Here is a 23,648-nt window from a genome sequence, read left to right as displayed (position 1 = left end):
AGCAATGCCGTGCTTATCCGTTTAAGTAATTTGAGTACAATTAAGATAATTATCTCTAATGAAGAAGTTCGCTGGGTTCATCAAAAATCAAATCTTCCATTTGCTCATATGCCTCTTCAGAGCCAGGAACATTAAACAAAATCATAAGTACAATCCATTTTAAATCTTCTAGGCTTATGGTTGGTTTATCTAGTGAGGCTAAACAGTCCATTACCATCTCACGAGTTACATTGTTAATTACGCCTATTTGCTCAATAAACATTAAAAAGCCACGACACTCAGCACTGAGCCTTTGGCATTCACTATCGGTAAATATACGCACAGCATCTTTAGGGTTAGTAATAAGATAAGGAGACTCATCGCTGTGTTGTAAATCGGCGAGTTGCTCTAACCAATCGAGAGCTTTAAATATCTCAGGCTTATTAAAGCCCGCGCGCAGTAGCTCATCGGTTAATTCATTTTGCTCTGCAAATATATCCGCTTCGCTATGAATGTAATTTTCAAAAAGATATAAAAGAATATCAAACATATTACCTTCCTGCGCTCAACTTAATATAACCATCTAACACTCGCTCAATCTGATCGTCTAATTCTAAATCGAGCAACCTAGCGAGCACTTTGTCTATTGGCCACTGCGCACGACGTACAATGTCGTCTACGCTGGTGACTTCAAAGCCAATGCTATTTAAAACCTCGCATTGAGAATTTGCCTGAATAGGCTGCTCTTTGTTACATACATTATTGTCGTAAGTAAAACTCACCTCATCAAGAATGTCAGCCACGTTTTCTACCAGCTTAGCACCTTGCTTTATTAAAAAGTGACTTGCCTGCGCTAACGGGTTTTTAATAGAACCCGGTACTGCAAATACCTCTTTATTTTGTTCAAGCGCATAGCGTACTGTAATTAACGAACCACTTTTAATTTCAGCCTCAACAATAAGCACTCCCAACGATAACCCAGAAATAATACGATTTCGGCGCGGAAAGTTATGCGCATGAGCAGCTGCCCCTGGTAAAAACTCACTCACCAACAGGCCGCTTTCTAAAACTTGGTCTGTTAATAGTTTATGGCGTTTAGGATAGTAAATATCAACCCCAGTACCAAGCACCGCTATGGTTTTACCCGTACCAGCAAGAGAGCCCTTATGTGCTGCTCCATCTATTCCCCGTGCCATACCTGAGGTAACTGTAATACCCGCTAAAGTTAACTCGTATGCAAATTCTGATGCTATTTCAAGCCCGGTAGGTGTGGCATTACGACTCCCTACAATTGCAATTTGTGGAGTAGATAATAACGAGACATCTCCCCTACAAAATAGTAATAAAGGCGCACTGGCAATCTGTCGGAGATCTTCTGGATAAAGCGCATCAAAAATACAGACAACGGTAATGCCCTGCTGCGCAATTAGTTGCTCATAATGGCTGACTTGTTGCCAATTGGTGTTGAGTAAATTACTCGCTTGATTAGCGGTTAATCCAAGCTGTAAAAGCTTGTCATGAGATAAGTCGAATAACGACCCAAGGGAATAGTTTGTAGATAGTGCTAAAAGGGTTTTGATACCCAACCCTTTACACATATAAAAGGCAAGCCAGTGGGCTAGCTTGCCAGATGACTGATCCATGCTCTCTCCTAGAGCACCGACTCGCTACTTCTTAATGAATAACTGCAATATCTCCAATGCGAATTGGGTGCTGGTTTTTAGTTATTAATGCATAACTTATTTTGTCATACACTTTAAAGACAATTAGCTCGCCAACTTTTTCTTTAGGCATAGTCCACGTTGTGCTCTCTTCGTCAGACTCACCACCAAATAATTGGCTCACATCAGATAAAAGCTTCTCGTATTTACTAGAATCTTCTGGATAACGAGGGCCACGAGGACCATCAATAACCGTTGGCGATTGACGTTCTAGATCTAATACATGACCCGCTTCTATGTTTTGTTCACTGCCTAAGTTTAGCACTACAACATCCATTGTGCTGAATTCTCTAACTTGTCGTGGGGAAGCAATAATATTCCCTGTTACAGGCTCAGAAGGACGGTGAATATTAAAGTACGCAGGAAGCATTTGACCTTCCATTGCCGGCATTAAAAAATCGCCTTGCTGAATTTCTCGTTTAACAGATTCAACACGTAATGACGAAGGCACGCCATTGTGTTCATCACCCGCTCTAAACGCACGTGCGATACCCACGTAAGATGCACGCGTTGCTAACACTTCACCGGTTAAATCGGTGTAAGGGTCACCTTTATGGTAAATGGCATATGCTTTATGTACTTGTAAGTCGCCTTTAACATATAAAATATGGCCTAACGTTTGTGTTTTAGTATTTTCGTTAGCACCTAAAATATAAGGCTTGCCTTTAATATCGTCACTGTTCATTGCTTGTTCGTAACTGATATACGGTTTGATCATTTCAAGCGGCAAAGTAGTAATAGCATTACGCCCTTTTGGTGTAATACGACCCTGAGGGGATAGCTTTCTATATCCTTTATTAATCACTAAACGTGGGTTTCCATCTGCATCGTATATCAGCGCTAATGCATCACCGGGGTAAATTAGGTGCGGGTTGTCAATTTGTGGATTCATTTGCCAAAGTTCAGGCCATAGCCAAGGCTCATCTAAATAGATGCCAGAAATATCCCAAAGTGTATCGCCTTTTTTTACAACATACTGTTTTGGTGCATCTTTTTTTATTTTAAGTACGTCAGCAACTGCGGGGAACGCAGCGCTTAACGTAAGCATGATTGCAAGTAATGGAGATTTCATTGAGCTTCCTTGTATTGTTTTTTCATTATTATTGCCCAAAACCTGTTAAAGGTGAACGCGAATGGCTAAAATAAGAGCATACAATACCCTAAATTAAGCACAAGTGAAAAAGGTAACTATGGCTAGGTTAGAAGTTTTAAGATTTCCAGATGAACGTTTACGTACTATAGCAAAAGATGTTGCACAAGTTGACGACACAGTACGCCAAATTGTAAAAGACATGCTAGAGACAATGTACGATGAAAATGGCATTGGACTTGCGGCCACGCAAGTAGATATTCATCAACGAATCGTTGTTATTGATGTATCAGAAGAGCGCGATGAGCCACTGGTATTAATTAATCCACAAATCATTAAAAAAGACGGCTCTACCGTTAGCGAAGAAGGCTGTTTATCAGTACCTAACTCGTATGCAAAAGTAGACCGCGCTGAAACAGTAACAGTCGCTGCACTTAACGAAAACGGTGAAGAGTTTGTACTAGATGCAGATGAATTACTGGCTATTTGTATTCAACACGAACTAGATCACCTTCAAGGTAAGCTGTTTATTGATTACTTATCTCCATTAAAGCGCCAACGTATTCGTAAAAAGCTTGAAAAAGAAGCTAAATTTGCAGATTAGTAATAAGTACCTTAGGAAAACTCAGTGACTCAACCATTACGCATTATATTTGCCGGTACGCCGGACTTTGCAGCACGTCATTTACAAGCGCTGATACAAAGCGAACACCAAATAGTGGGTGTATATAGCCAGCCAGATCGCCCTGCAGGTCGTGGTAAAAAATTAAAAGCCAGTGAAGTGAAAGCGCTAGCGCTTGAGCACAACTTACCGGTTTTTCAGCCACAGTCATTAAAAAATGATGAAGCACTAGCAGAGCTAACAAGCTTAAATGCCGACATTATGATTGTTGTAGCGTATGGCTTAATCTTACCTAAAGCTATATTAGAAGCCCCACGTTTGGGTTGTTTAAATGTGCATGGCTCTATATTACCGCGCTGGCGCGGCGCTGCACCTATTCAACGCGCAATTTGGGCAGGTGATGAACAAACCGGCGTAACAATAATGCAAATGGATGAAGGGCTAGATACCGGCGATATGCTACATATAAGTCGCTGCCCTATTGGCACGACAGAAACTAGCGCTAGTTTATATACAAAGCTTGCTGAGCTAGGTCCAGACGCGTTAATTGAAACCATTAATAAATTAGCTAATGGCGAGATCACCCCTGAACCTCAAAATGATGAACTTGCTAACTACGCTAAAAAGCTTTCTAAAGAGGAAGCTAATATCGATTGGTCAATGAGTGCACTGCAAATTGAGCGAAACATTCGCTCTTTTAATCCATGGCCAGTGTGCTTTACCCAAATGGGTGGGCAAACAGTAAAGATTTATCAAGCGCAGGTTGTGCTGCAATCAGGTGATCCTGGGCAAATTTTATCAAGCGACAAAAATGGCGTAGTAGTGGCGTGTGGCGAGCATGCTTTATGTATTACGCAATTACAGCCGCAAGGTAAAAAACCAATGGCAATTAACGACTTTTTAAATGGTCGTAGTGACTGGGTTACCCCTGGCACAATATTAGGCGAAAACAATGAGTAATGTTCCAAACGTACGAGCGCTGGCCGCTGAAACTTTATATAACGTAGTTGATAAAGGCGCATCGCTTAATCAAGAACTTCCATTTGCAAGCCAAGGCTTGCCGCCTAAAGATAAAGCGTTGCTACAGCAAATTTGTTATGGCGTTTTACGCTACTTACCGAGCCTTGAAAATTACTGCCAACACTTAGTAGAGCAGCCATTGAAAGGTAAACGTAGAATATTTCAGTTTTTATTATACGTAGGTATTTATCAACTGCAGCATATGCGCGTACCACCACATGCTGCAATTTCAGAAACTGTAAACGCACTGGCTCAACTACGCGCTTTAGGATTAAAAGGGCTGATAAACGCCATTTTACGTAGTTTTCAGCGCCAACAAGCAGAGCTTGAAGAAAAAGCGAAGCTTATTCCGGTATGTTTATACAACCATCCAAATTGGTTTATTAAACAGGTGCAAACAGCCTACCCAGATAGCTGGGAAGCACTACTTGAAGAAAACCAGCAACAAGCACCAATGTGGCTTCGTGTAAACCAAGCACAATTTAGCACGCAAGAGTACAGCGAAATGCTTAGCGCTAACGATATTGAACACACCTTAAACCCTGACTTTATTGATGGGATTAAGCTTGCCAAACCACGTGATGTATTTTCGTTGCCTGAGTTTGATACAGGTGCATGTTCAGTACAAGATGCTGCAGCACAGTTGGCAGCCCGCTTTTTAGAACCTAAAGCAGATGACTATATTTTAGATGCCTGTGCAGCACCTGGCGGAAAAACGTGTCATATATTAGAGCTTGCTGATGCTGATGTACTTGCACTTGATAGCGACTCAACTCGCCTTGAACGCGTTAAGCAAAACTTAACTCGTATTGGCTTAGGTGCAGACCTGCAATGTGGCGATGCCTCACAACCACATACTTGGTGGGACGAAAAATTATTTGATCGTATTTTGCTTGATGTGCCTTGTTCAGCCACTGGCGTAATTCGCCGTCACCCTGATATAAAATGGTTACGTCGCGCATCAGATATCGAAGACTTATCTAAGTTACAAAACGATATCCTTGATAGCATTTGGCCACTGTTAAAACCAGGTGGCACATTGGTATATGCTACGTGTTCGGTTCTTCCACAAGAAAACCAACAGCAAGTTGCTAAGTTTTTAGCTAATAACGATGATGTAGAACATATACCTCTACACGAAAATGATACCGTAACAACTCCAGGTTTGCAGTTACTGCCCGGTGAAAGTGATGGATTTTATTACGCTAAGCTAGTTAAAAAAGCCTAATAGCCGTACACTAAATAGTTAGCCATTTATGAAACATTAAATGGCTATTTTTTTAATTAAATTATGATCAATACCACGGGTAAATAATGAAAATAATTATACTCGGTGCCGGGCAAGTTGGTGCTACGCTTGCTGAAAACTTAGTTGGCGAACAAAACGAAATTACCGTTGTTGATATAGACGGTAACCGATTACGTGAACTTCAAGATAAGTACGACTTACAAGGGGTTATGGGCCACAGCGCGCATCCTGATGTTTTACGCCGTGCAGGCGCTGAAGATGCCGATATGATTATAGCAGTAACCAGTTCAGATGAAGTGAACATGGTTGCATGCCAAGTGGCGTACAGTATTTTTAAAACGCCCACTAAAATTGCCCGCATTCGCTCAGAGCAATATTTAAAATACCGCGAAAAACTATTTCAAAACGATGATTTACCAATCGATCATTACATTGCTCCCGAAGCACTGGTCACTAAGTATATTCGCCGTCTAATTGACTACCCTGGTGCTCTGCAAGTATTGCAGTTTGCTGATGGCATGCTCTCGTTAGTAGCCGTAAAAGCTTACTATGGGGGTTTATTAGTAGGTTATGCGTTATCTGCACTTAAAGAACATATTCCTAATGTAGAAACTCGTGTTGCCGCTATTTATCGTCAAGGTAAAGCAATCAAACCACTGGGTACCACCGTTATTGAAGCCGATGACGAAGTATTCTTTATTGCCGCTACAAAACATATACGCGCAGTAATGAACGAGCTACAAAAACTTGAGCGTTCGTACAAAAAAATTATGATAGCTGGTGGCGGTAACATTGGGGCAGGCCTTGCCCGCTCACTTGAAAAAAACCACACCGTTAAACTAATTGAACGCAGTAAAGAACGTGCCGAGCAACTCTCAGAAATGCTCGATAACACGGTCGTTTTTTGTGGTGACGCATCTGATCAAGAACTGCTCTCAGAAGAGCATATTGAACAAGTCGATGTATTTATTGCCGTAACCAACGACGATGAAGCAAACATTATGTCGGCCATGCTTGCAAAACGTATGGGCGCACAAAAAACCATGGTACTTATTCAACGTGGAGCTTACGTTGATTTGGTACAAGGCGGCGAAATAGATATTGCCATATCGCCACAACAAGCAACTATATCAGCGTTATTAACGCACGTACGCCGTGGTGATATTGTTAACGTGTATTCACTGCGTAAAGGCGCAGCAGAAGCCATTGAAGCGGTTGCTCATGGTGATGAAAACACATCTAAAGTGGTTGGTCGTGCGATTGCCGACATAAAACTTCCTGCAGGTACAACCATTGGGGCAATAGTACGTAATGACGATGTGCTGATAGCTCACGATGATACAATTATTATGTCGGGCGATCATGTCATCATGTTTTTAATCGACAAAAAACACATTACCGTTGTAGAAAAACTATTCCAAGTAAGTGCTATATTCCTTTAACTAGTTACTCTAATTAGTTAATTTAATACACAAAAAAGCCGCTGACTAAGGCGGCTTTAATGGAGTATGCTTAAATATTGATTACTGTACTTTTGAAAACTCTTCTTTAGAGATTTCACCATTACCATCAGTATCCAAATCATCAAAAATCTTTACAAGCTGAGGGTTAACCTTTGCTTCTTCCATTGTAATAGCACCGTTACCATCTGCATCAAAAGAGGCAAAATCTACTGCGGCATATGCTGCTGATGAAGATGCTAAAACGATAACTGCAAGTGTTGTATTTAATGTTTTCATAATAATATTCCTAGTAATATGGGAAGTCCTTTTCAAAGATCCCTGACTGTGAAAAATGTTTAATCTGAAAAAAGATTAGTTAACCTGTACTCTGGTTAAGAGATTTACTAACGTATTGAATCATGGTGATATTTAAATTTATTTTCTCTAGCCAGAGATTTTCAGTGAAAACAAGGCGAATTTACGCGTCAATAGCTGGCCTATTGCAAGTAAATTCAACGCAGTTAGCGCTGAAAATAGCTGCTCGAGATAGATTTATTATCCAGAGTTCAGGTTAATTAGTAATTAGCGAATTCTTCTTTAGAAAGCTCGCCGCTACCGTCGGTATCTAGCTCAATAAATTCAGCCATTAAATCTGTATCGACTGCCGCTTCGCTTGGGCTAATTGTGCCGCTACCATCGATATCAAGGCTGTCAAAATCTGATGCTGCAAATGCAGCGGAAGAAGATGCTAGTACTATAAGTGCTAATGCTTTATTTAAATGTTTCATAACTTAATCCTTCAATGTTCTATCAAAAAAATTGCTTCGTTTAACTTAAAACGTAATTTTTCACTTCCTTGTTATCCTCTTTCGTAAGCTCCCTTGCCTACTTAGGTGTCTTTGGCAACTCAGGATAAATACTTTTTAATTAAGCTTCTGAAAATTCTTCTTTTGATAACTCACCATTTTGGTCAGTATCAAGCTCAGAAAACATGCTCATTAGCTTTGCATCAACTGATGCTTCTGCTTGGCTAATTGTGCCACTGCCGTCTACATCCAGTGTGTCAAAATCTGTTGCAGCAAAAGCGGCTGAAGAAGATGCAATAGCGATAAGTGCTAAAGTTTTATTAATGCTTTTCATAATATGTATCCTTCAAATTTATGTGTGTGCGATTAAGTATTTCACTTTGAATCACGATTTCGTTCAGTACACTTAGACTATTACAACTTAGATGCCAACATTTAAAAATTAATAATTTTCAATAAGTTAAATATAAAACGTACAACAAGAAAGCGTTTTTAGAATAATTATTGTTGCCCTTTAGCAACACGTTTTAAAGAGATGGCATTAAAGTCATTAAAAACATATAGTTATGTTTATATAAAAAGATACATTTTTAAATGTACGGTTTTAAAAGGAGGGATTTTAAAGAATAATTGAGATAAATTTTAACGAGGAAGCTTTAATAACAAAAAATAAGCTGTAAAAAATAATACGTAATCAGTTGTTTTATTTAAATAATAATTTTAATTATGAAAGAGAAAAAAAAATTTTATAAATACTGACGTAAAATGCCTTTTTGTTGCAAATAAGCGAAAACCTATTTATTCAACGGTAGGCTCAAGCGCAGAAGGGTCTATAAAATGCTCTTTCATAAAGGCTTTCATTTCATCCTCGCTTGCTAGTAGCTTAATTCCACAGTGCACGCCTGCGGCATGCTCTTTAACACTGCAAATTTCACCTTCAAAATCTTTATCACTGCTATTAAGTACGACAGTGCATTGCATATCTTTAATACTTTCAACTTGCTGATCGCCTCTAATATCAAACATTACACCAGTGAGTGAAATGTCTTTAATAAGGCCTTCAAGTACCCTATCGTCACTTAGCTTTAGCTTTGCAGGTAATAAGGTAGGTATGCGTGTTTGTGAGCGTAGCGCAAATAACTGCACTTGCTTTGGAAAGTTTATAAACACGAGTTTAGCGGGATGAGAGGCTACCGACATAATTTGCTGGCGAAACGCAATAACTTGCCCACCACTACCTTCAATAAGCGCTCTTACAACAACCATTACGCCATCACGTAAATAGTCACTCGCCGCAGGTAAACGCTTTGCATTGGGATAATTTAAAATAATAAACTGTTTATCGAGTAAACCAATTAATTCAGTTTTAACACGCTTACTGCTTGTAGGTGTTAATATTTCTAGGTCGACTAAGCTGCCTACACTTATATGCTTTAGCTTTTCTAAATTTGTTGGCATATCCCTTTCCCAATAGTTCGTAATTTAAAACTTAAGCCGCTCGTTTATCCACGCCAAAAAGTAGGCGTAAATAACACTAATAAAGTAAATATTTCTAAACGACCAAACACCATTGCAATGGTAAGCAACCATTTAGCACCATCGGTTATAGCGCCATAATGCGACGCTACATCCCCCAGACCTGGACCTAAGTTATTTAAACAAGCCGCAGTGGCTGAGAACGCAGTTATGTTATCCATACCCGTGCCCATAAGCGCTAACATAATAATAATAAACACCAACGCATATGCAGAGAAAAATCCCCACACGGCTTCTACTACTTTGTCTGGCAACGCCTTTCGACCCAGCTTGATTGAATATATAGCCCGTGGGTGCACCAAACGATTAAGCTCACGCACACCCTGCAAGTAAAGTAAGAACACGCGCACTACTTTCATACCACCACCAGTAGAGCCTGCACAGCCACCAATAAAGCTCGAAAATATAAGTAAAATAGGTAAAAACAAAGGCCATGTTGAAAAGTTATCAGTAGCAAAGCCTGCTGTTGTACTCATAGAAACAGCCTGAAATAATGCCTGATCGAGGGTTTCATCGCCATTAGCAAATATTTCGTTAGAGGAAAGTACGGTAAAACAAATAACCACCAGCGCTAATTGAATACACAAAAACACCTTAAACTCAGGGTCTCGAATATAAACTTGTATGTTACGACTGGCCACTGCGGCGTAATGCAGGGAGAAGTTAACAGCGGCAATAATTAAAAAGAACACACAAATAAAGTTAATTACAGGGCTGTCAAAGTGCCCCATGGAAGCATCGTAAGTAGAAAAACCACCTATCGCGACCGTTGAGAATGCATGACATATCGCATCAAACCACTCCATCCCTGCTGCCCAATAAGCCAGCATACAAGCAATAGTCAGCGACACATAAATATACCAAAGGTGCTTTGCTGTATCGGCAATTCGCGGGGTCATTTTGGAATCTTTTACAGGCCCAGGTATTTCAGCGCGATATAACTGCATACCACCAACACCTAGCATGGGGAGTATAGCGACAGCGAGTACGATTATACCCATACCGCCAAACCACTGGAGTTGCTGACGATAAAACAACACCGACTTAGGTAAGTACTCAATACCGGTAAGTACTGTAGCGCCGGTGGTTGTTAAGCCAGAGAATGCTTCAAACACCGCATCGGCGAGCGATAAATTAGGTTCTTGTAAAAATATAAGCGGCAAGGACGCAAACGCCCCAAGTACCAGCCAAAACAAAACAACAATTAAAAAGCCTTCACGTGCTTTTAAGTCACCGTTTTCATGGCGGTTTGGGTAATAAGCCATCATGCCAATAACAACACTAAAGATAAATGCTAAAACAAAAGGAACACCACCACCGTCTTTATATATTAAAGATACCAGTGCCGGAGGCACCATGGTAATACTGAACAGCGCAACAAGTTGGCCAAGAATTTTTATGATGGTACGAAATTGCATTTAGCTTGTCGCTTTTATTATTAGTAAATTCAGGCTGAGTAGTATCAACCAAATTAAATAGGGTCAGTATGCATTACATGCAATTTGTGTAGGTTATTACTCTTTAATAGTTAACTCAACTGCGCCGTGACTTAAATCAAAAATATCTTTGATTGCTTGCTGAGCTTCGCGGCTATCTATTGTAATCACCCATTTAATATTAGCAGTAAATTGCTTATCAATATTAAGCACTTGATACTTTGTTTTTAATAACTGCTCAATCGCACCTTGCATGCTGTACTCGCTACTCCCGGTAATTTCAACACTGGGAACTTTAAGTACCGTTTGCAATTTTACTAATGCATTATTTAATGAGCCACCATAAGCACGTACTAACCCGCCCGTGCCTAATTTTATGCCGCCAAAGTAACGTGTAACAACAGCTGTGATTTCGCCAAGGCCTGAACCCACCAGCACATTTAACATAGGTTTTCCTGCAGTGCCATTTGGTTCACCATCGTCCGAAAAACCATAAACATGGCTGCCACCGGGGTTGCCTGCCACATGTGCCCAGCAGTTATGACGCGCATCGCTATACTTTTCTTCAATGCTTTTAATAAATGCTTTAGCTGAATTTAAATCGGGGGTATGTGCAATGTGAACTATAAACGTACTTTTTTTAATTTCTTCTTGATGAAAAACGTCAGCAGCGGGATATTTATATTCAGGCATATTTTAAACTTGTAAAAAGGGGGCCAAAAGGCCCCTTTAAATAATGTACGTATTTTAACGTGTATAAACTAATTAGTGTTAACTAGAATTAATCGAGCGCTAAATCTCGTGTCATATTCTCTAAGCTATCTTCGTGAACAATAATGTTGTCTTCAATACGAATACCGCCAAATGGTTTAAATGACTCAATCTTTTCCCAATTAATAAACTGCTTATTATCGGTTTGCGCTAAATCACCAAGCAGTGAATCAATAAAATATAAACCTGGTTCAATGGTAAACACTTGGTTTTTTTCAATCAGGCGAGTACAACGCAAGAACGGATGCCCTTCAGGCGATGGCTGATGTGTGCCCTTTTCGTCACTCATAAAACCACCCATATCATGGACTTGTAAACCTAGGTGATGCCCTAGTCCATGCGGGAAGAAAGTAGAGGTAATTTTACGCTCAACAATTTCTGTCGCTGGTAGGTTAACAATTTTAAAGTCACTGAGTATTTGTGCAATACGGTTATGGCATTCAACGTGTAAATCACCATAAAGCATACCCGGCTTTAAACCTTTACCTAACTCGATTTGTTGAACCGTCATCGCTTGTACAAGCTCAGCAAACTCACCCTGCTTTTTAAAATCATACGTACGAGTAATATCAGCAGCATAACCATTAAAGTTTGCACCGGCATCAATTAAAAATGAGTTATGAGTGTGTGGCGCTTTTGGATCAAAGTGCGTGTAATGCAAAATAGCGCAGTTTTCGTTAAGTGCAACAATGTTGCCGTACGGCATTTCATTTTCGCTTTGACGTGTTGCCATTAAGTACGCTTGCTGAATATCGAACTCGCTACCACCATTAAAAAATGTGTCGCGTGCGGCTTTATGCCCATCTACTGCAATGCGGTTAGCGTTGCGTAAACATTCAAGTTCGTACTGCGTTTTATAAGCGCGGTGGTAATGAAAATAGTTAAGTACAGGCTCAGGGTTCATAATACTAAAACCAAGTGCTTGCGCTACTTCAATATATTCGCCCATGTAAGCGTATTTAGCTTTGTCGTATGGTAATAACTTTTCTACTTGATCAGGCTGAAGTAATAGCTCTATATCAAAGTACTCAGCCCAAAAGTCGCGTGGCTCGTCTGGTACTTTATGCCAAAAATCTACCGGGCGATAAAATATTAGTTTTGGTTTGTCGCTGCCATTTACCACAATCCAGCAATGAGGATTATCAATAACCGGTAACCACGCTTTAAACTGTGGATTAACTTTAAATGGATAATACATATCATCTAAAAACTGGCGCTTAGCTTGGCCTGAATGAATTACTAATCCTTCTAACCCTTCGCTATTACAAATTGTACGAGTACGCTGTTGCAGTGTTGCAATATGTTCGGCGTATAAAACGGCTAATTTATCCATTGTTAATCCATCTGTTAAATTTAACTTGCTCTGAGTCTACCACTTATCCCCTCAGCGCTCAAAAAAGGGGGGGTCTAAACGCATTAGATATCCCCCTACTTTAAACTGATATTTACTAACCGCCCATTTTCATTTCGAGTAGCGGCGCTAATACATTACCTTCTCGGCCCATTCTTGTATGGTAAACCTGTCTGTACGCAAATACATTTTTTACGTAATCACGGGTTTCGCGATACGGAATAAGCTCTACCCATAACTCAGCCGGAATAGCGTCATCAGGTAACCAACGCTTTATACGGTGATAACCCGCATTATAAGAAGCTGTTGCCAGCACTTCATTGCCATGGTTTTTCTTTTTTAAGTATTGTAAGTAACTCGTACCCAACCTAATATTTGTTTTAGGTTGATATAAACGACTACTTGTCACACTGCCTTTATTTACATACTCAGCAGTACTAGGTAATAACTGCATTAAACCACGTGCATTAGCATGCGAGCGTGCATCTGGCGCAAAAGAGCTTTCGCGCCTTGCAATAGCAATACTCCAGGCAACATCTATCTTGCTACGTTTACTGTAGCGCTCAAAAACATCTTGAAACGCAAACGGAAAACGTTGCTCTACGTTATCCCACGCTTTAATTTTTGCTAAAGTAAAAATAGTACTGTCGTGCCAACCTAAATCGGTAGATAGTTGTGATGCTGCTAGCTTTTCTTCATCGCTAGACGTATCCGTTAAATAATTCCACTCACGGCGCGCGGACGTAAAGCGCTCAATATCATAAAGTGCTTTTGCACGCTTAAAGCCAGGTGCATTACTTACTTTATCTACAAGCACCTTATCGACTGCTAAAGGTTGATTATTTAAATCAACGGGCAACCCTAAACGTGCTGCTGCTAAAAAGCCGTAATAATCACGATTAGCCGCTACTTTTTTCCAAATATCGTCTGCTTTTTGTTGCTCGCCACGTTTAGCATAGCTATAAGCTAACCAATATTGCTGGCCAAGGCTTAAATCCTCTTTTCCTGTAAAAAACGCAGCAATCCCTTCCCAATCTTGGGTTTTGAGCATATTGCCCAGTTGCCATTGAATAAGCTTGCTGTCTAATCGCTCTTTCGGCACTTTATTTAGCCAAAAGCTCGCTTGCTTATGCCCGCTTGAAGCAAGTGACAATGCAAAGGTGTAATACACGTCAGCTTTATCTTCATCACTATACTTAAATATTTTTTCTAGTTTTTCCCATGCTTTTAAAGCAAGCTCTTTATCGCGCCAAACCAAACGCTTAACACCATAAATTGCTATTTGGCCTTCTTTAGCCGACTTATTTTTATATCGATATAATCCAGCTGCCGTGCTTGGATCTTTTCGCACTTTTAGATATAAATCAGCTAAGTAACGATCCTTACTTGGCAATAAAGTTTTTAAGTAAGGTAATAAGCTTTGCGTCCCGCCTTGTGCAGCAAGTGTTACACGCTTCCAAACCGTTTCTTCTTTCATGTAGCCTTTTTTACGCCACGTAGAAAACAAACTATCACAGCCATTAGGTTGCGATTTACCAACGGCCCATAAGTCGGTCACCTGATTTAGAATCGCCTTTTCAGGCGCGCCCAAGTCGAGCTGAAAATCTAAATAAGTACAGGTAAGCCCAGTATTAGAAGTTTCACGGTAGTTGCGTATGTACGCCGCTTTTTCATTGTTCTCTTTTAAATACTCCAACCACGCTTTGCGCACAGGCCACTCAAGCGGTGTATGCTGATATATATTTAAATAGTCTTCTATCTCTGCCTGATGCTTAATACTCGGGTGACGTTGCCAATATGTTTTTTCAACATACGGTTTTAACGGATGATTTAGGTTACTAACCGCTTGTTTAAAGTCTTGGTAACTTCCGTACCTTACTTTTTTTTCGGCATCTAAAAAGGCATCGTTATCGATACTTGCCTCGGCAGAGTGAAGAGGGAAAATGAATGCAGCTGCCGCAACACTTAGTAAATATTTTTTCATAATGTCCTTTAATAAAAATTAAAGTAGTGAATAAAAACTTTTCAACCACCTTAGCACCAAACCAGCTATATTTTAACCAGTCGATTGTAACCGAGTTAAATTTTTCGTTGCATTTTTAATTTAAAGCAAGCACACTGATTGAAATGCAAACTCATCGTACCAGTCTTAGTTCGTCAACTAGGGAGAATAATAATGTTATATAAAAGCGATTCCTTTGAAGTTAGCTTCCTAAAGGAAAACATCGCCGAGTTTAAGTTTTGTGTTGCAGGTTCTGTAAACACATTATCTCAAAAAACTCTTTCAGATTGCGCAGCAGCATTAAAAGAATTAGCTGCCAATACTGATATCAAAGGCATGATTTTTACCAGTGATAAAGACCACTTTATTATTGGTGCCGATATCTTCGAATTTTTACCTACATTTACTAAACCTGAAGAAGAATTAGTAGTGTGGATCAAAAACGCAACCGACGTTTTTGATGCAATCGAAGATTTACCATTCCCAACTCTAAGCGCTATAAACGGTATGGCACTTGGCGGTGGTTGTGAGTGGGCACTTGCTACCGATTATCGCGTGGCAAGCGAAACAGCTAAAATGGGCCTACCAGAAGTTAAACTTGGCATAATGCCAGGGTTTGGTGGCACAGTGCGCTTACCACGTATCATTGGCGCCGATAACGCGATGATGTGGATTACCTCAGGCGCAGAAAACCGCGCAGCAGATGCCCTTAAAGTAGGTGCGTTTGACGCGGTAGTTAGTGCTGACAAACTTTTAGAGTCAAGTGTATCAACACTTGAGCTAGCGATTTCTGGCAAGCTAGATTGGCAAGCAAAACGTAACGTAAAACTACAGCCACTTAAATTAAACCGTGTTGAGCAAGGCATGAGCTTTGCTATGGCAGAAGGTATGGTAATGGGTAAAACCAAAGGCCACTATCCTGCACCGGTTATGGCTGTACGTACTATTAAAGCAGCGGCAAACTGTACTCGCGATGAAGCAATGGCAATCGAAAATGCTAACTTTGCTAAATTAGCACGTACACCAGAAGCAGCTGCACAGACAGGTATATTCCTAGCTGACCAATACATTAAAGGTAAAGCACGTAAATTTGCTAAACAAAGCGATGTAGAAATTAAACAAGCCGCTGTATTAGGGGCTGGTATTATGGGTGGCGGTATTGCATACCAGTCTGCTTATAAAGGCACACCTATTATAATGAAAGACATCCAACAAGATGCGCTTGATTTAGGTATGGGTGAAGCGTCTAAGTTATTAGGCGCAAAAGTTAAGCGTGGCCACATGCCAATGGAAAAAATGTTGGCAACACTTAGCAAAATTAAGCCAACACTTAACGCGTCAGACCTACAAAGTGCCAACATTATTGTTGAAGCCGTTGTAGAAAACCCTAAAGTTAAGCAAGCAGTACTCGCTGATCTTGAAAAGACCATGCCAGAAGGTACGGTACTTACTTCAAACACATCAACTATTTGTATTGATTTACTAGCACAAGCGCTAGATAAGCCAGAAAACTTCTGTGGTATGCACTTTTTCAACCCTGTGCCAAAAATGCCATTAGTAGAAATTATCCGTGGCGCAAAAACCTCAGATAAAACAATTAATGCAGTAGTTGATTACGCACTTAAATTAGGTAAATCGCCAATTGTTGTTAACGATTGCCCAGGCTTTTTTGTAAACCGTGTTTTATTCCCTTACTTTGCAGGTTTTAGCAAATTAGTGGTTGAAGGCGCTAACTTTGCAAAAGTAGATAAAGTAATGGAAAACGTATTTGGCTGGCCTATGGGTCCGGCTTACTTACTTGATGTTGTAGGTATTGATACAGCGTTCCATTGTACTGGCGTAATGGCTGACGGTTTCCCTGAGCGTATGGCGCGTGCTGATAAAGACCCTGTAACTATTTTTGCCAACGAAAAACGTTTTGGTCAAAAGAACAAAGCCGGTTTTTACAAATACGAAACAGATCGTCGCGGTCGTCTTAAAAAGTCTCATGACGAGACAGCAGTTGAGCTACTAAGCCCAATTACAGACGCACCAAAAGAATTTGATAAACAAGAAATCATCGACCGTTGTATGATTCCAATGATTAACGAAGTGCTACTGTGTTTGCAAGAAGGCATAGTTGCCTCACCGCAAGAAGCAGATATGGCATTAGTTTACGGTGTTGGTTTCCCTCCATTTAGAGGCGGCGCGTTCCGTTACTTAGATCAAACTGGTTTAGCTAACTTTGTTGCAGCAGCAGACAAATACGCTCACCTAGGTGCGATTTACCAAGTATCTGAGCAAACTCGCAAGTGGGCCGAAGAAGGTCGTGTTTTCTATAAGGTGGAAGGTTAATATCATGAATAATCCAGTAATTGTAGATTGTATCCGCACACCAATGGGTCGCTCTAAAAGTGGTGTATTCAAACATAAACGTGCTGAAGACTTAAGCGCACATTTAATGAAAGGCTTACTTGATCGCAACCCAGCAGTTGATCCAGCATCAATTGACGATATTTATTGGGGTTGTGTACAGCAAACATTAGAGCAAGGCTTTAACGTAGCACGTAACGCAGCATTACTTGCAGGTATCCCACACAGCGTACCTGCTGTAACGGTTAACCGTTTATGTGGATCGTCAATGCAAGCATTGCATGACGCTGCACGCGCAATAATGACAGGCGCTGGCGACACTTACCTAATTGGTGGTGTTGAGCACATGGGTCACGTACCTATGACTCACGGCAACGACTTTCACCCTGGCCTTGCAACAACGATTGCACAAGCATCGGGCTCAATGGGTTTAACAGCAGAATACCTTGCAACACTTCATGGCATTAGCCGTGAGCAACAAGATGAATTTGCTTATCGCTCACATCAACGTGCACAAGCTGCAACTGTTGAAGGCCGTTTCCGTCGCGAAATTTTAGCAATGGAAGGTCACGCAGCAGATGGTTCGCTTATATTAGTTGAAGACGACGAAGTAATTCGCCCAGAAACAACAGTAGAAGGCCTATCAAAGCTTCGCCCTGTATTTAATCCTGCATCGGGCACGGTAACAGCCGGTACGTCTTCTGCACTTTCTGACGGCGCATCTGCAATGTTAGTAATGAGCGAAGAAAAAGCAAAAGAACTTGGCTTACCAATTCGTGCGCGCATTAAAGCAATGGCAGTCGCTGGTTGCGATCCATCAATTATGGGTTACGGCCCAGTACCAGCAAGTAAAAAAGCACTTGCTCAAGCCGGTATTACAATTGATGACCTAGGCGTAGTAGAACTTAACGAAGCCTTTGCAGCACAATCATTACCTGTAATGAAAGATTTAGGGTTAATGGATGTTGTTGACGAAAAAGTGAATTTAAATGGCGGCGCAATCGCACTTGGTCACCCTCTGGGTTGTTCGGGTTCGCGTATTAGCACATCGCTTATTCACTTAATGGAAGACAAAAATGTACGATACGGTTTAGCAACTATGTGTATTGGTTTAGGCCAAGGCATTGCCACTGTATTTGAACGTGTTCAAGACTAATTAGTTTTAAACATGTAAAACCATCTTGGTGATTAAAAAGGCGGACTGATTTTATTCAGTTCGCCTTTTTTATTAGCTAGCTTGTTGTATATCCCTGCATTGGAGAGTTAGGCTTATATGGAAATGCCATATTGAGAACTCCATCTGAAACCATAGGTTTTAAATAGTTCTGTCTTAAACTTTGAGGTTTGCGATCAAGTAAAGCTTCTAATACTGAGACTGATATATAATGCCCTTTACATAACCTACATATTATCTGCTTCATAGTATCGACATCTAAACGCCTCTGCTCTCTAGCTGTAGCCCCTAATGCGTTAAGCTCAGCCCTATAAAACTCAGTTAAAGTATCTAACTTATCAACAAATGGCTTATCTATCATCTCACTGATAAACCTTCCTTTTTCATCTCTCTTAACAGGGCTCTTATCTAATTCGGAACCCTTATGCGTTAAGTTATCTACGGTATGCGTTAAGTTATCTACGTTATGCGTTAACCTATTAAACTGGGTTAACGTATTTGTGAATACATCTTCTGGTGATGGTAGCTCCATTCCCGGTAAGCTATAGGATTTATCTTTCTTTTCTCCACTTGAAACTAAGAAACCTTTATCTACCAATCGTGGTAATGCTAAAGTTACATCTCTTGAATGTTTGCTTGTGAGTTGACAGGAGCGTTCATGGTTCACCCAACCTTCAATAGCAGCTGTTGTTACAATCATTTGCTCTAATTCATTAAGAGAATAAAATGCATCTCCAAACAAAGAAGCTAAGAGCTCTGTTATTTCTTTTGGAATCAAACTGACCGTAGACAGTTCCAGCAGAGTTTGTTCTGATGGAATATGCTTCTCATAAAGTTTTGGTGTTCTCCAATTAGCCCATTTCCACCCACTATATATTTTTGGAACACCTGAACCGGCACGTTCGCCTGCACCTATCATTAAGAACATTTGATGCATCCTACGATTTCGGCAGTCACTCTCACCACCTTTCACAGCTAACTCAGGAGGCACACGCATTAGACCTGGATTACGAAAACCAAATAAATCGGGGCGTTTAACAATTAAAATAGAGCTTCTACCAGTATAATCGGCATGAACAAGTGTATTTACCAAGGCTTCCCGAATTGCTTCATGCGCTTTAGAATCATCAAGACGAACTCCACCTTGAAGGTCGAATGGAACTTTAAGTTCAGTAGTTAGCTTTCTATAAGTTCGCCTGTAAAAGTCAAAAATATTGCCTGACCAAGAGCCATCAGGATAAAGCCTATCTATCCAGCGCTCTGTATTTGCTTCATCTCGCTCACGGTAATCAACAAAGTAGTTTGGCATCGCTTCCTGAATAGCCTCCCACGTACCAAACATTAAAATCCCAGCCAGGGTTATACCTTCCTCTTCTGACGATCTATCTTTTCTCCAACCACCTAACTTCTTAAACATTTCAAAAAGATCTAACTCCAACCAAGTATGTTGCGGCTTGGCTACTGAAAATAAATTTTTATAAGCCTTCAAGCTATCTAAATCTATATCATCGAAGTTAAACCCTTTTAAAATTTTATCATCTCTACAACTCTCAACCTGTTCAGCCATCATTCTTTTAACTTGCTCTTCATCACAACGATGATCACCTTCGTGTAATCGAACATAAGTTTCTTTCATTGGCTGATTATTCAAGAAAATAGGCTTACTCTCTCGTTTTGCCGAGGGTATTTTTACAATTAATAAATTTTTATTATTTATTGTAATTTGCTGGGTATCATCATTTGATAATAAATTAATATTAACTTTCGCTTTATTATTTGCAATATCAAATAACTGTTTTTGAACAAGAGCTATATCTTGGATACCAGCGATGGACAATAAGCCTTTTCTCTCTCTTACCCCTAATACAACATAACCACCGCGACTATTAGCCATTGCACTATAAGTCGGCCAAAAGTCATCTGGTAATTTTCCTTTACCATCTTTACCCTGAGCTAATTTAAACTCTAACTCTTCAGACTCAGAAAGTGCCTGTAAGTCCTCTTCATCAGTAATCTGGAACATAAATCTCAATTCTTTTCTAAATTATCTACACTGCTCTTAGTAGATTAAAAGCAAAGTTTATATTAGGAACAATTCTGGTACAGCTTTATTTATTTATATATCAAAGCTAGAATAGACGCCATATTATTCCTTACTCTAACTAATAAGCTAACCATGAGCTTTGATAACACCGATCATCAATTAAATGCCATAGGCCTTCGTTGCCCAGAACCTGTGATGATGGTACGTGCTGCCATCCGTAAAATGAGCGATGGTGAGACGCTATTAGTAACCGCTGATGATCCATCAACTACCCGAGATATTCCAAGTTTTTGTACGTTTATGGACCACACTCTGGTAGCTAAAGATGCGGACGAAACACCATATAGATATGTCGTCAAGAAAGGGTTGTAACCTCTATCAACTATCAGGAATTTGTACTAACTCTTATCTAACGTGTTTCTAAATTCAATCTGCTGATAACTTTCCATTTATAGCTGTTACTTCTTAGTTATCGTCACTTGTGGCCTGTCGTAGTCGCTGTAATCAATGCTTACTATGTACGTGCCTTTTATTGCTGGTGTGAAACTAAAGTAGTTATAAATAGTATTACAGTCTGCGATAGCTGGCTGGCCGAGTGTTAAGCTTTGCCCTGCTGGTTGTGCGTCGCTATAACCACAGTTATAACCTTCGCTAAAATCGGCATCTGCTATTTTAAATTCGTACACTTTACCAGGCGTCGAAAATTTCACTTGTGCTTGATAAAGCGCTGGTCCAACTGGCGCAAACTGATACTGGGGCTCTGCATCCCACAGTGTAAAGTCGCCACGTAAGTAAATTGTGCGATCAAGTTCTTGCTGTGGCAATACATCGTTAATCGAAATTTGGCTTGTACAGGCAGTAAGTAAACCAGCAATTGCTAAGGTTAAAATTCGTTTCATAGAAATCATCAATGGGGTTTCCTTTGCATACAGTGAAAACTAAAAAGCCAGCAAAACGCTGGCTTTTAAAATTGCTAATCGGTGTTATTTTTGTAAAACAGAAATATCTGCAATACCTAAAAACAATCCGCTTAACTGGCTTAATAGCGCAAGACGATTTTGCTTAACTGCTTCATCGTCGGCCATAACCATTACGTTGTCAAAAAAGTTATCAACACTTTGTCGAATACCTGCCAATTGGCTTAATGCTTCTTGGTAGTTTCCATCTGCGTAAAGTGGTGCAAGGTCAGTGGCAAATTTTGCTACTTGTGATGCTAATACTTTTTCAGCGTCGTCGCTTAATAAGCTCTCATCAACACTACCTTGGCTGGTAATGTCGTTTTTAGCCAGAATATTACCTACACGCTTATTAGCTGCTGCAAGCGCTTCTGCTGCGTCTAATGTACGGAAGTGGCTTACGGCTTTAACACGGCGATCAAAATCAACAGGTTTAGTCGGACGACGTGCAAGCACTGCTTGAATTACGTCTACTTCAATACCTTCGTCTTGATACCACGCACGGAAGCGCCCTAGCATAAATTCAAATACGTCAGTTGATACATTTAAGTTAGTTAACTTGTCGCCAAACAATGTTTGCGATTTAGCTACTAGGTCTAAAATATCAAGTGGTAGTTCTTTTTCTACCATAATGCGAAGTGCACCAATAGCAGCACGACGAAGAGCAAATGGGTCTTTGTCACCCTTAGGTGCTTGGCCTATACCAAAAATACCCACCAGCGTATCAAACTTATCAGCAATCGCTACTGCGCAGCTAATTAAATTTGTAGGTAAGTTGTCGCCTGCAAAGCGTGGCATGTACTGCTCGTTTTGCGCTAAGGCTACATCTTCGGCTTCACCATCGTGGCGAGCGTAATGCATTCCCATTACACCTTGCACGTCGGTAAATTCCATTACCATTTCAGTCATTAGGTCAGTTTTACTTAATAAGCCTGCACGCTGTGCTAGGTCTTTATCAGCACCTAATTGCTCAGCAATATAACCCGCAAGCTCACTAATGCGCTGAGACTTATCTTTAAGCGTACCAAGTTGCTTTTGGAACAATACGCTATCAAGCGATTCTAGTCGGCTTTCTAGAGTTTTCTTTTTATCTGTTTCAAAGAAGAACTGTGCATCGGCTAAACGCGGGCGCACTACTTTTTCGTTACCAGAAATAACCACACTTGGATCTTTACTTTCTATGTTAGATACAAACAAAAATTTATTTAAAAGTTTGCCGTTTTGATCTAATAACGGGAAGTATTTTTGATCGTCTTTCATGGTATAGATTAACGCTTCGGCTGGTACATCTAAAAATGCTTCTTCAAATGTTGCCGTTAAAGTAACTGGCCACTCTACAAGTGATGTTACTTCTTCTAGTAAATCTTCATCCATAGCAACAATAGCGTTAACTGCTTTTGCAGCTTCTTCTATTTGTATACGAATTTGCGCTTTACGTTGTTCGTAATCAGCAATAACGTAAGCAGATTTAAGTACGTCAAAAACGTCATCTGCATGGTTTATACTAATTTTTTCTGGGTGGTGAAAACGATGACCCTGAAGCTGGTTAGTTATTTTCTTACCAAGGATCTCACCTTCAAGTAACTCATCACCAAACAAAATAGTTACCGTATGCACAGGACGAATAAATTGTGTTTTATTCGCGCCCCAACGCATTGGTTTAGGAATTGGTAATTTAGCCAACGCTTTAGTAATTGCACCTGTCATTAGCGTTTTAGTTTCTTGCCCTGCTACTTTAGCAATGTGCAATAACCATGCGCCTTTGTCTGTTTCGAGTGTTTGTGCATCTTTTACTTCAATACCACAACCACGTGCCCAACCCATTGCTGCTTTTGTTGGGTTACCGTCACCGTCAAATGCGGCTTTAGTTGCTGGACCGCGTTTTTCAACTTCTTTGTCTTGTTGCTTAGCTTCAAGCGCTTTTACTTGTAAACCTAAACGACGAGGCGATGCATACCAGCTTACGCCTTGATGTGCTAACTCTAGTGTTTCAAGCTCTGCAGTTAAGTTTGCAGCAAAAGCTTCTGCTAATTTACGCAGTGCTTTTGGTGGCAACTCTTCTGTGCCAATTTCTACTAATAAATTTTGTGCTGACAT

At 40.3% G+C, this 23,648-nt stretch carries 21 protein-coding genes; 7 read left to right on the top strand and 14 right to left on the bottom strand.

What is annotated here, in order from left to right; translation table 11 throughout:
* Nucleotides 1-55 precede the first annotated feature (55 nt).
* The 3 genes from L659_RS0116740 to L659_RS0116730 are packed head-to-tail and all read right to left on the bottom strand — an operon-like array spanning nucleotide 56 to nucleotide 2,772.
* Nucleotides 56-529 (bottom strand): DUF494 family protein, encoded by a 474-nt coding sequence (locus L659_RS0116740; protein ID WP_010555161.1) that lies wholly within the window; start codon nucleotides 527-529, stop codon nucleotides 56-58.
* A 1-nt stretch (nucleotide 530) separates the two neighbouring features.
* Nucleotides 531-1,622 carry a DNA-processing protein DprA gene (gene dprA, locus L659_RS0116735; protein ID WP_024591289.1) on the bottom strand — a complete coding sequence of 364 codons (1,092 nt, stop codon included), beginning with the start codon at nucleotides 1,620-1,622 and terminating at the stop codon, nucleotides 531-533.
* A 31-nt stretch (nucleotides 1,623-1,653) separates the two neighbouring features.
* Nucleotides 1,654-2,772, bottom strand: coding sequence for a LysM peptidoglycan-binding domain-containing protein (locus L659_RS0116730; RefSeq protein ID WP_024591288.1), 1,119 nt, complete (start codon nucleotides 2,770-2,772; stop codon nucleotides 1,654-1,656).
* 118 nt (nucleotides 2,773-2,890) lie between these two features.
* On the opposite strand from L659_RS0116730, the gene def reads away from it, so the two are divergent.
* From def to trkA, 4 genes are all read left to right on the top strand, one after another.
* On the top strand, nucleotides 2,891-3,394 hold the full coding sequence (gene def, locus L659_RS0116725) for a peptide deformylase (protein WP_007584168.1): 504 nt from the start codon (nucleotides 2,891-2,893) through the stop codon (nucleotides 3,392-3,394).
* A gap of 24 nt (nucleotides 3,395-3,418) precedes the next feature.
* Nucleotides 3,419-4,372 carry a methionyl-tRNA formyltransferase gene (gene fmt, locus L659_RS0116720; RefSeq protein WP_024591287.1) on the top strand — a complete coding sequence of 318 codons (954 nt, stop codon included), beginning with the start codon at nucleotides 3,419-3,421 and terminating at the stop codon, nucleotides 4,370-4,372.
* Complete coding sequence (gene rsmB / locus L659_RS0116715; RefSeq protein ID WP_007584175.1) at nucleotides 4,365-5,660, top strand: 16S rRNA (cytosine(967)-C(5))-methyltransferase RsmB; 1,296 nt, start codon at nucleotides 4,365-4,367, stop codon at nucleotides 5,658-5,660. The genes fmt and rsmB overlap by 8 nt, the downstream gene beginning before the upstream one ends.
* A gap of 86 nt (nucleotides 5,661-5,746) precedes the next feature.
* Nucleotides 5,747-7,123, top strand: a complete 1,377-nt coding sequence (gene trkA / locus L659_RS0116710; protein WP_004335170.1) for a Trk system potassium transporter TrkA — start codon at nucleotides 5,747-5,749, stop codon at nucleotides 7,121-7,123.
* An 81-nt stretch (nucleotides 7,124-7,204) separates the two neighbouring features.
* Here trkA and L659_RS0116705 read toward each other — a convergent pair whose 3' ends face one another.
* The 8 genes from L659_RS0116705 to L659_RS0116670 form a co-directional block, all read right to left on the bottom strand.
* The gene (locus tag L659_RS0116705) at nucleotides 7,205-7,420 is read right to left on the bottom strand and encodes an EF-hand domain-containing protein (protein WP_007584177.1); all 216 of its coding nucleotides are present in this window, start codon (nucleotides 7,418-7,420) and stop codon (nucleotides 7,205-7,207) included.
* 278 nt (nucleotides 7,421-7,698) lie between these two features.
* Nucleotides 7,699-7,911, bottom strand: a complete 213-nt coding sequence (locus tag L659_RS0116700) for a calmodulin (protein ID WP_004335174.1) — start codon at nucleotides 7,909-7,911, stop codon at nucleotides 7,699-7,701.
* A 139-nt stretch (nucleotides 7,912-8,050) separates the two neighbouring features.
* Nucleotides 8,051-8,263, bottom strand: a complete 213-nt coding sequence (locus L659_RS0116695) for an EF-hand domain-containing protein (protein ID WP_004335175.1) — start codon at nucleotides 8,261-8,263, stop codon at nucleotides 8,051-8,053.
* Between the two features lie 464 nt (nucleotides 8,264-8,727).
* Nucleotides 8,728-9,387, bottom strand: a complete 660-nt coding sequence (locus L659_RS0116690) for a flagellar brake domain-containing protein (protein ID WP_024591286.1) — start codon at nucleotides 9,385-9,387, stop codon at nucleotides 8,728-8,730.
* Between the two features lie 44 nt (nucleotides 9,388-9,431).
* A complete protein-coding gene (locus L659_RS0116685; RefSeq protein WP_007584186.1) occupies nucleotides 9,432-10,883 on the bottom strand; it encodes a TrkH family potassium uptake protein in 1,452 nt (483 codons plus the stop codon).
* 96 nt (nucleotides 10,884-10,979) lie between these two features.
* A complete protein-coding gene (locus tag L659_RS0116680; RefSeq protein ID WP_024591285.1) occupies nucleotides 10,980-11,594 on the bottom strand; it encodes a YigZ family protein in 615 nt (204 codons plus the stop codon).
* A gap of 88 nt (nucleotides 11,595-11,682) precedes the next feature.
* Nucleotides 11,683-13,005, bottom strand: a complete 1,323-nt coding sequence (pepQ, locus tag L659_RS0116675) for a Xaa-Pro dipeptidase (RefSeq protein ID WP_024591284.1) — start codon at nucleotides 13,003-13,005, stop codon at nucleotides 11,683-11,685.
* Between the two features lie 115 nt (nucleotides 13,006-13,120).
* Nucleotides 13,121-15,007, bottom strand: a complete 1,887-nt coding sequence (locus L659_RS0116670; RefSeq protein ID WP_007584188.1) for a transglycosylase SLT domain-containing protein — start codon at nucleotides 15,005-15,007, stop codon at nucleotides 13,121-13,123.
* A gap of 192 nt (nucleotides 15,008-15,199) precedes the next feature.
* Between L659_RS0116670 and fadB the strand changes: the two genes are divergently transcribed.
* On the top strand, nucleotides 15,200-17,359 hold the full coding sequence (gene fadB, locus L659_RS0116665) for a fatty acid oxidation complex subunit alpha FadB (RefSeq protein ID WP_024591283.1): 2,160 nt from the start codon (nucleotides 15,200-15,202) through the stop codon (nucleotides 17,357-17,359).
* 4 nt (nucleotides 17,360-17,363) lie between these two features.
* On the top strand, nucleotides 17,364-18,533 hold the full coding sequence (fadA, locus tag L659_RS0116660) for an acetyl-CoA C-acyltransferase FadA (RefSeq protein ID WP_007584192.1): 1,170 nt from the start codon (nucleotides 17,364-17,366) through the stop codon (nucleotides 18,531-18,533).
* 76 nt (nucleotides 18,534-18,609) lie between these two features.
* On the opposite strand, the gene L659_RS0116655 is transcribed toward fadA, so the two are convergent.
* A complete protein-coding gene (locus L659_RS0116655) occupies nucleotides 18,610-20,574 on the bottom strand; it encodes an RNA-binding domain-containing protein (protein ID WP_024591282.1) in 1,965 nt (654 codons plus the stop codon).
* 153 nt (nucleotides 20,575-20,727) lie between these two features.
* Between L659_RS0116655 and tusA the strand changes: the two genes are divergently transcribed.
* On the top strand, nucleotides 20,728-20,967 hold the full coding sequence (gene tusA, locus L659_RS0116650; protein ID WP_024591281.1) for a sulfurtransferase TusA: 240 nt from the start codon (nucleotides 20,728-20,730) through the stop codon (nucleotides 20,965-20,967).
* Between the two features lie 86 nt (nucleotides 20,968-21,053).
* Here the strand turns inward: tusA and L659_RS0116645 are convergent, their stop codons facing one another.
* A complete protein-coding gene (locus L659_RS0116645; RefSeq protein ID WP_024591280.1) occupies nucleotides 21,054-21,503 on the bottom strand; it encodes a hypothetical protein in 450 nt (149 codons plus the stop codon).
* Between the two features lie 75 nt (nucleotides 21,504-21,578).
* A complete protein-coding gene (glyS, locus tag L659_RS0116640; RefSeq protein WP_024591279.1) occupies nucleotides 21,579-23,648 on the bottom strand; it encodes a glycine--tRNA ligase subunit beta in 2,070 nt (689 codons plus the stop codon).

The sequence above is a fragment of the Pseudoalteromonas sp. S8-8 genome (assembly GCF_000497875.1).
GTDB lineage: Bacteria > Pseudomonadota > Gammaproteobacteria > Enterobacterales > Alteromonadaceae > Pseudoalteromonas > Pseudoalteromonas arctica.
The sequence above is the reverse complement of the archived record's forward strand: the minus strand, read 5'-3'. Positions and strand labels throughout refer to the sequence as shown.

What these genes read in the sequence shown, in the direction of transcription:
- L659_RS0116740 (WP_010555161.1), bottom strand. Translation starts at nt 529, where the DNA reads ATGTTTGATATTCTTTTATATCTTTTTGAAAATTACATTCATAGCGAA.
- dprA (WP_024591289.1), bottom strand. Translation starts at nt 1,622, where the DNA reads ATGGATCAGTCATCTGGCAAGCTAGCCCACTGGCTTGCCTTTTATATG.
- L659_RS0116730 (WP_024591288.1), bottom strand. Translation starts at nt 2,772, where the DNA reads ATGAAATCTCCATTACTTGCAATCATGCTTACGTTAAGCGCTGCGTTC.
- def (WP_007584168.1), top strand. Translation starts at nt 2,891, where the DNA reads ATGGCTAGGTTAGAAGTTTTAAGATTTCCAGATGAACGTTTACGTACT.
- rsmB (WP_007584175.1), top strand. Translation starts at nt 4,365, where the DNA reads ATGAGTAATGTTCCAAACGTACGAGCGCTGGCCGCTGAAACTTTATAT.
- trkA (WP_004335170.1), top strand. Translation starts at nt 5,747, where the DNA reads ATGAAAATAATTATACTCGGTGCCGGGCAAGTTGGTGCTACGCTTGCT.
- L659_RS0116705 (WP_007584177.1), bottom strand. Translation starts at nt 7,420, where the DNA reads ATGAAAACATTAAATACAACACTTGCAGTTATCGTTTTAGCATCTTCA.
- L659_RS0116700 (WP_004335174.1), bottom strand. Translation starts at nt 7,911, where the DNA reads ATGAAACATTTAAATAAAGCATTAGCACTTATAGTACTAGCATCTTCT.
- L659_RS0116695 (WP_004335175.1), bottom strand. Translation starts at nt 8,263, where the DNA reads ATGAAAAGCATTAATAAAACTTTAGCACTTATCGCTATTGCATCTTCT.
- L659_RS0116690 (WP_024591286.1), bottom strand. Translation starts at nt 9,387, where the DNA reads ATGCCAACAAATTTAGAAAAGCTAAAGCATATAAGTGTAGGCAGCTTA.
- L659_RS0116685 (WP_007584186.1), bottom strand. Translation starts at nt 10,883, where the DNA reads ATGCAATTTCGTACCATCATAAAAATTCTTGGCCAACTTGTTGCGCTG.
- L659_RS0116680 (WP_024591285.1), bottom strand. Translation starts at nt 11,594, where the DNA reads ATGCCTGAATATAAATATCCCGCTGCTGACGTTTTTCATCAAGAAGAA.
- pepQ (WP_024591284.1), bottom strand. Translation starts at nt 13,005, where the DNA reads ATGGATAAATTAGCCGTTTTATACGCCGAACATATTGCAACACTGCAA.
- L659_RS0116670 (WP_007584188.1), bottom strand. Translation starts at nt 15,007, where the DNA reads ATGAAAAAATATTTACTAAGTGTTGCGGCAGCTGCATTCATTTTCCCT.
- fadB (WP_024591283.1), top strand. Translation starts at nt 15,200, where the DNA reads ATGTTATATAAAAGCGATTCCTTTGAAGTTAGCTTCCTAAAGGAAAAC.
- fadA (WP_007584192.1), top strand. Translation starts at nt 17,364, where the DNA reads ATGAATAATCCAGTAATTGTAGATTGTATCCGCACACCAATGGGTCGC.
- L659_RS0116655 (WP_024591282.1), bottom strand. Translation starts at nt 20,574, where the DNA reads ATGTTCCAGATTACTGATGAAGAGGACTTACAGGCACTTTCTGAGTCT.
- tusA (WP_024591281.1), top strand. Translation starts at nt 20,728, where the DNA reads ATGAGCTTTGATAACACCGATCATCAATTAAATGCCATAGGCCTTCGT.
- L659_RS0116645 (WP_024591280.1), bottom strand. Translation starts at nt 21,503, where the DNA reads ATGATTTCTATGAAACGAATTTTAACCTTAGCAATTGCTGGTTTACTT.
- glyS (WP_024591279.1), bottom strand. Translation starts at nt 23,648, where the DNA reads ATGTCAGCACAAAATTTATTAGTAGAAATTGGCACAGAAGAGTTGCCA.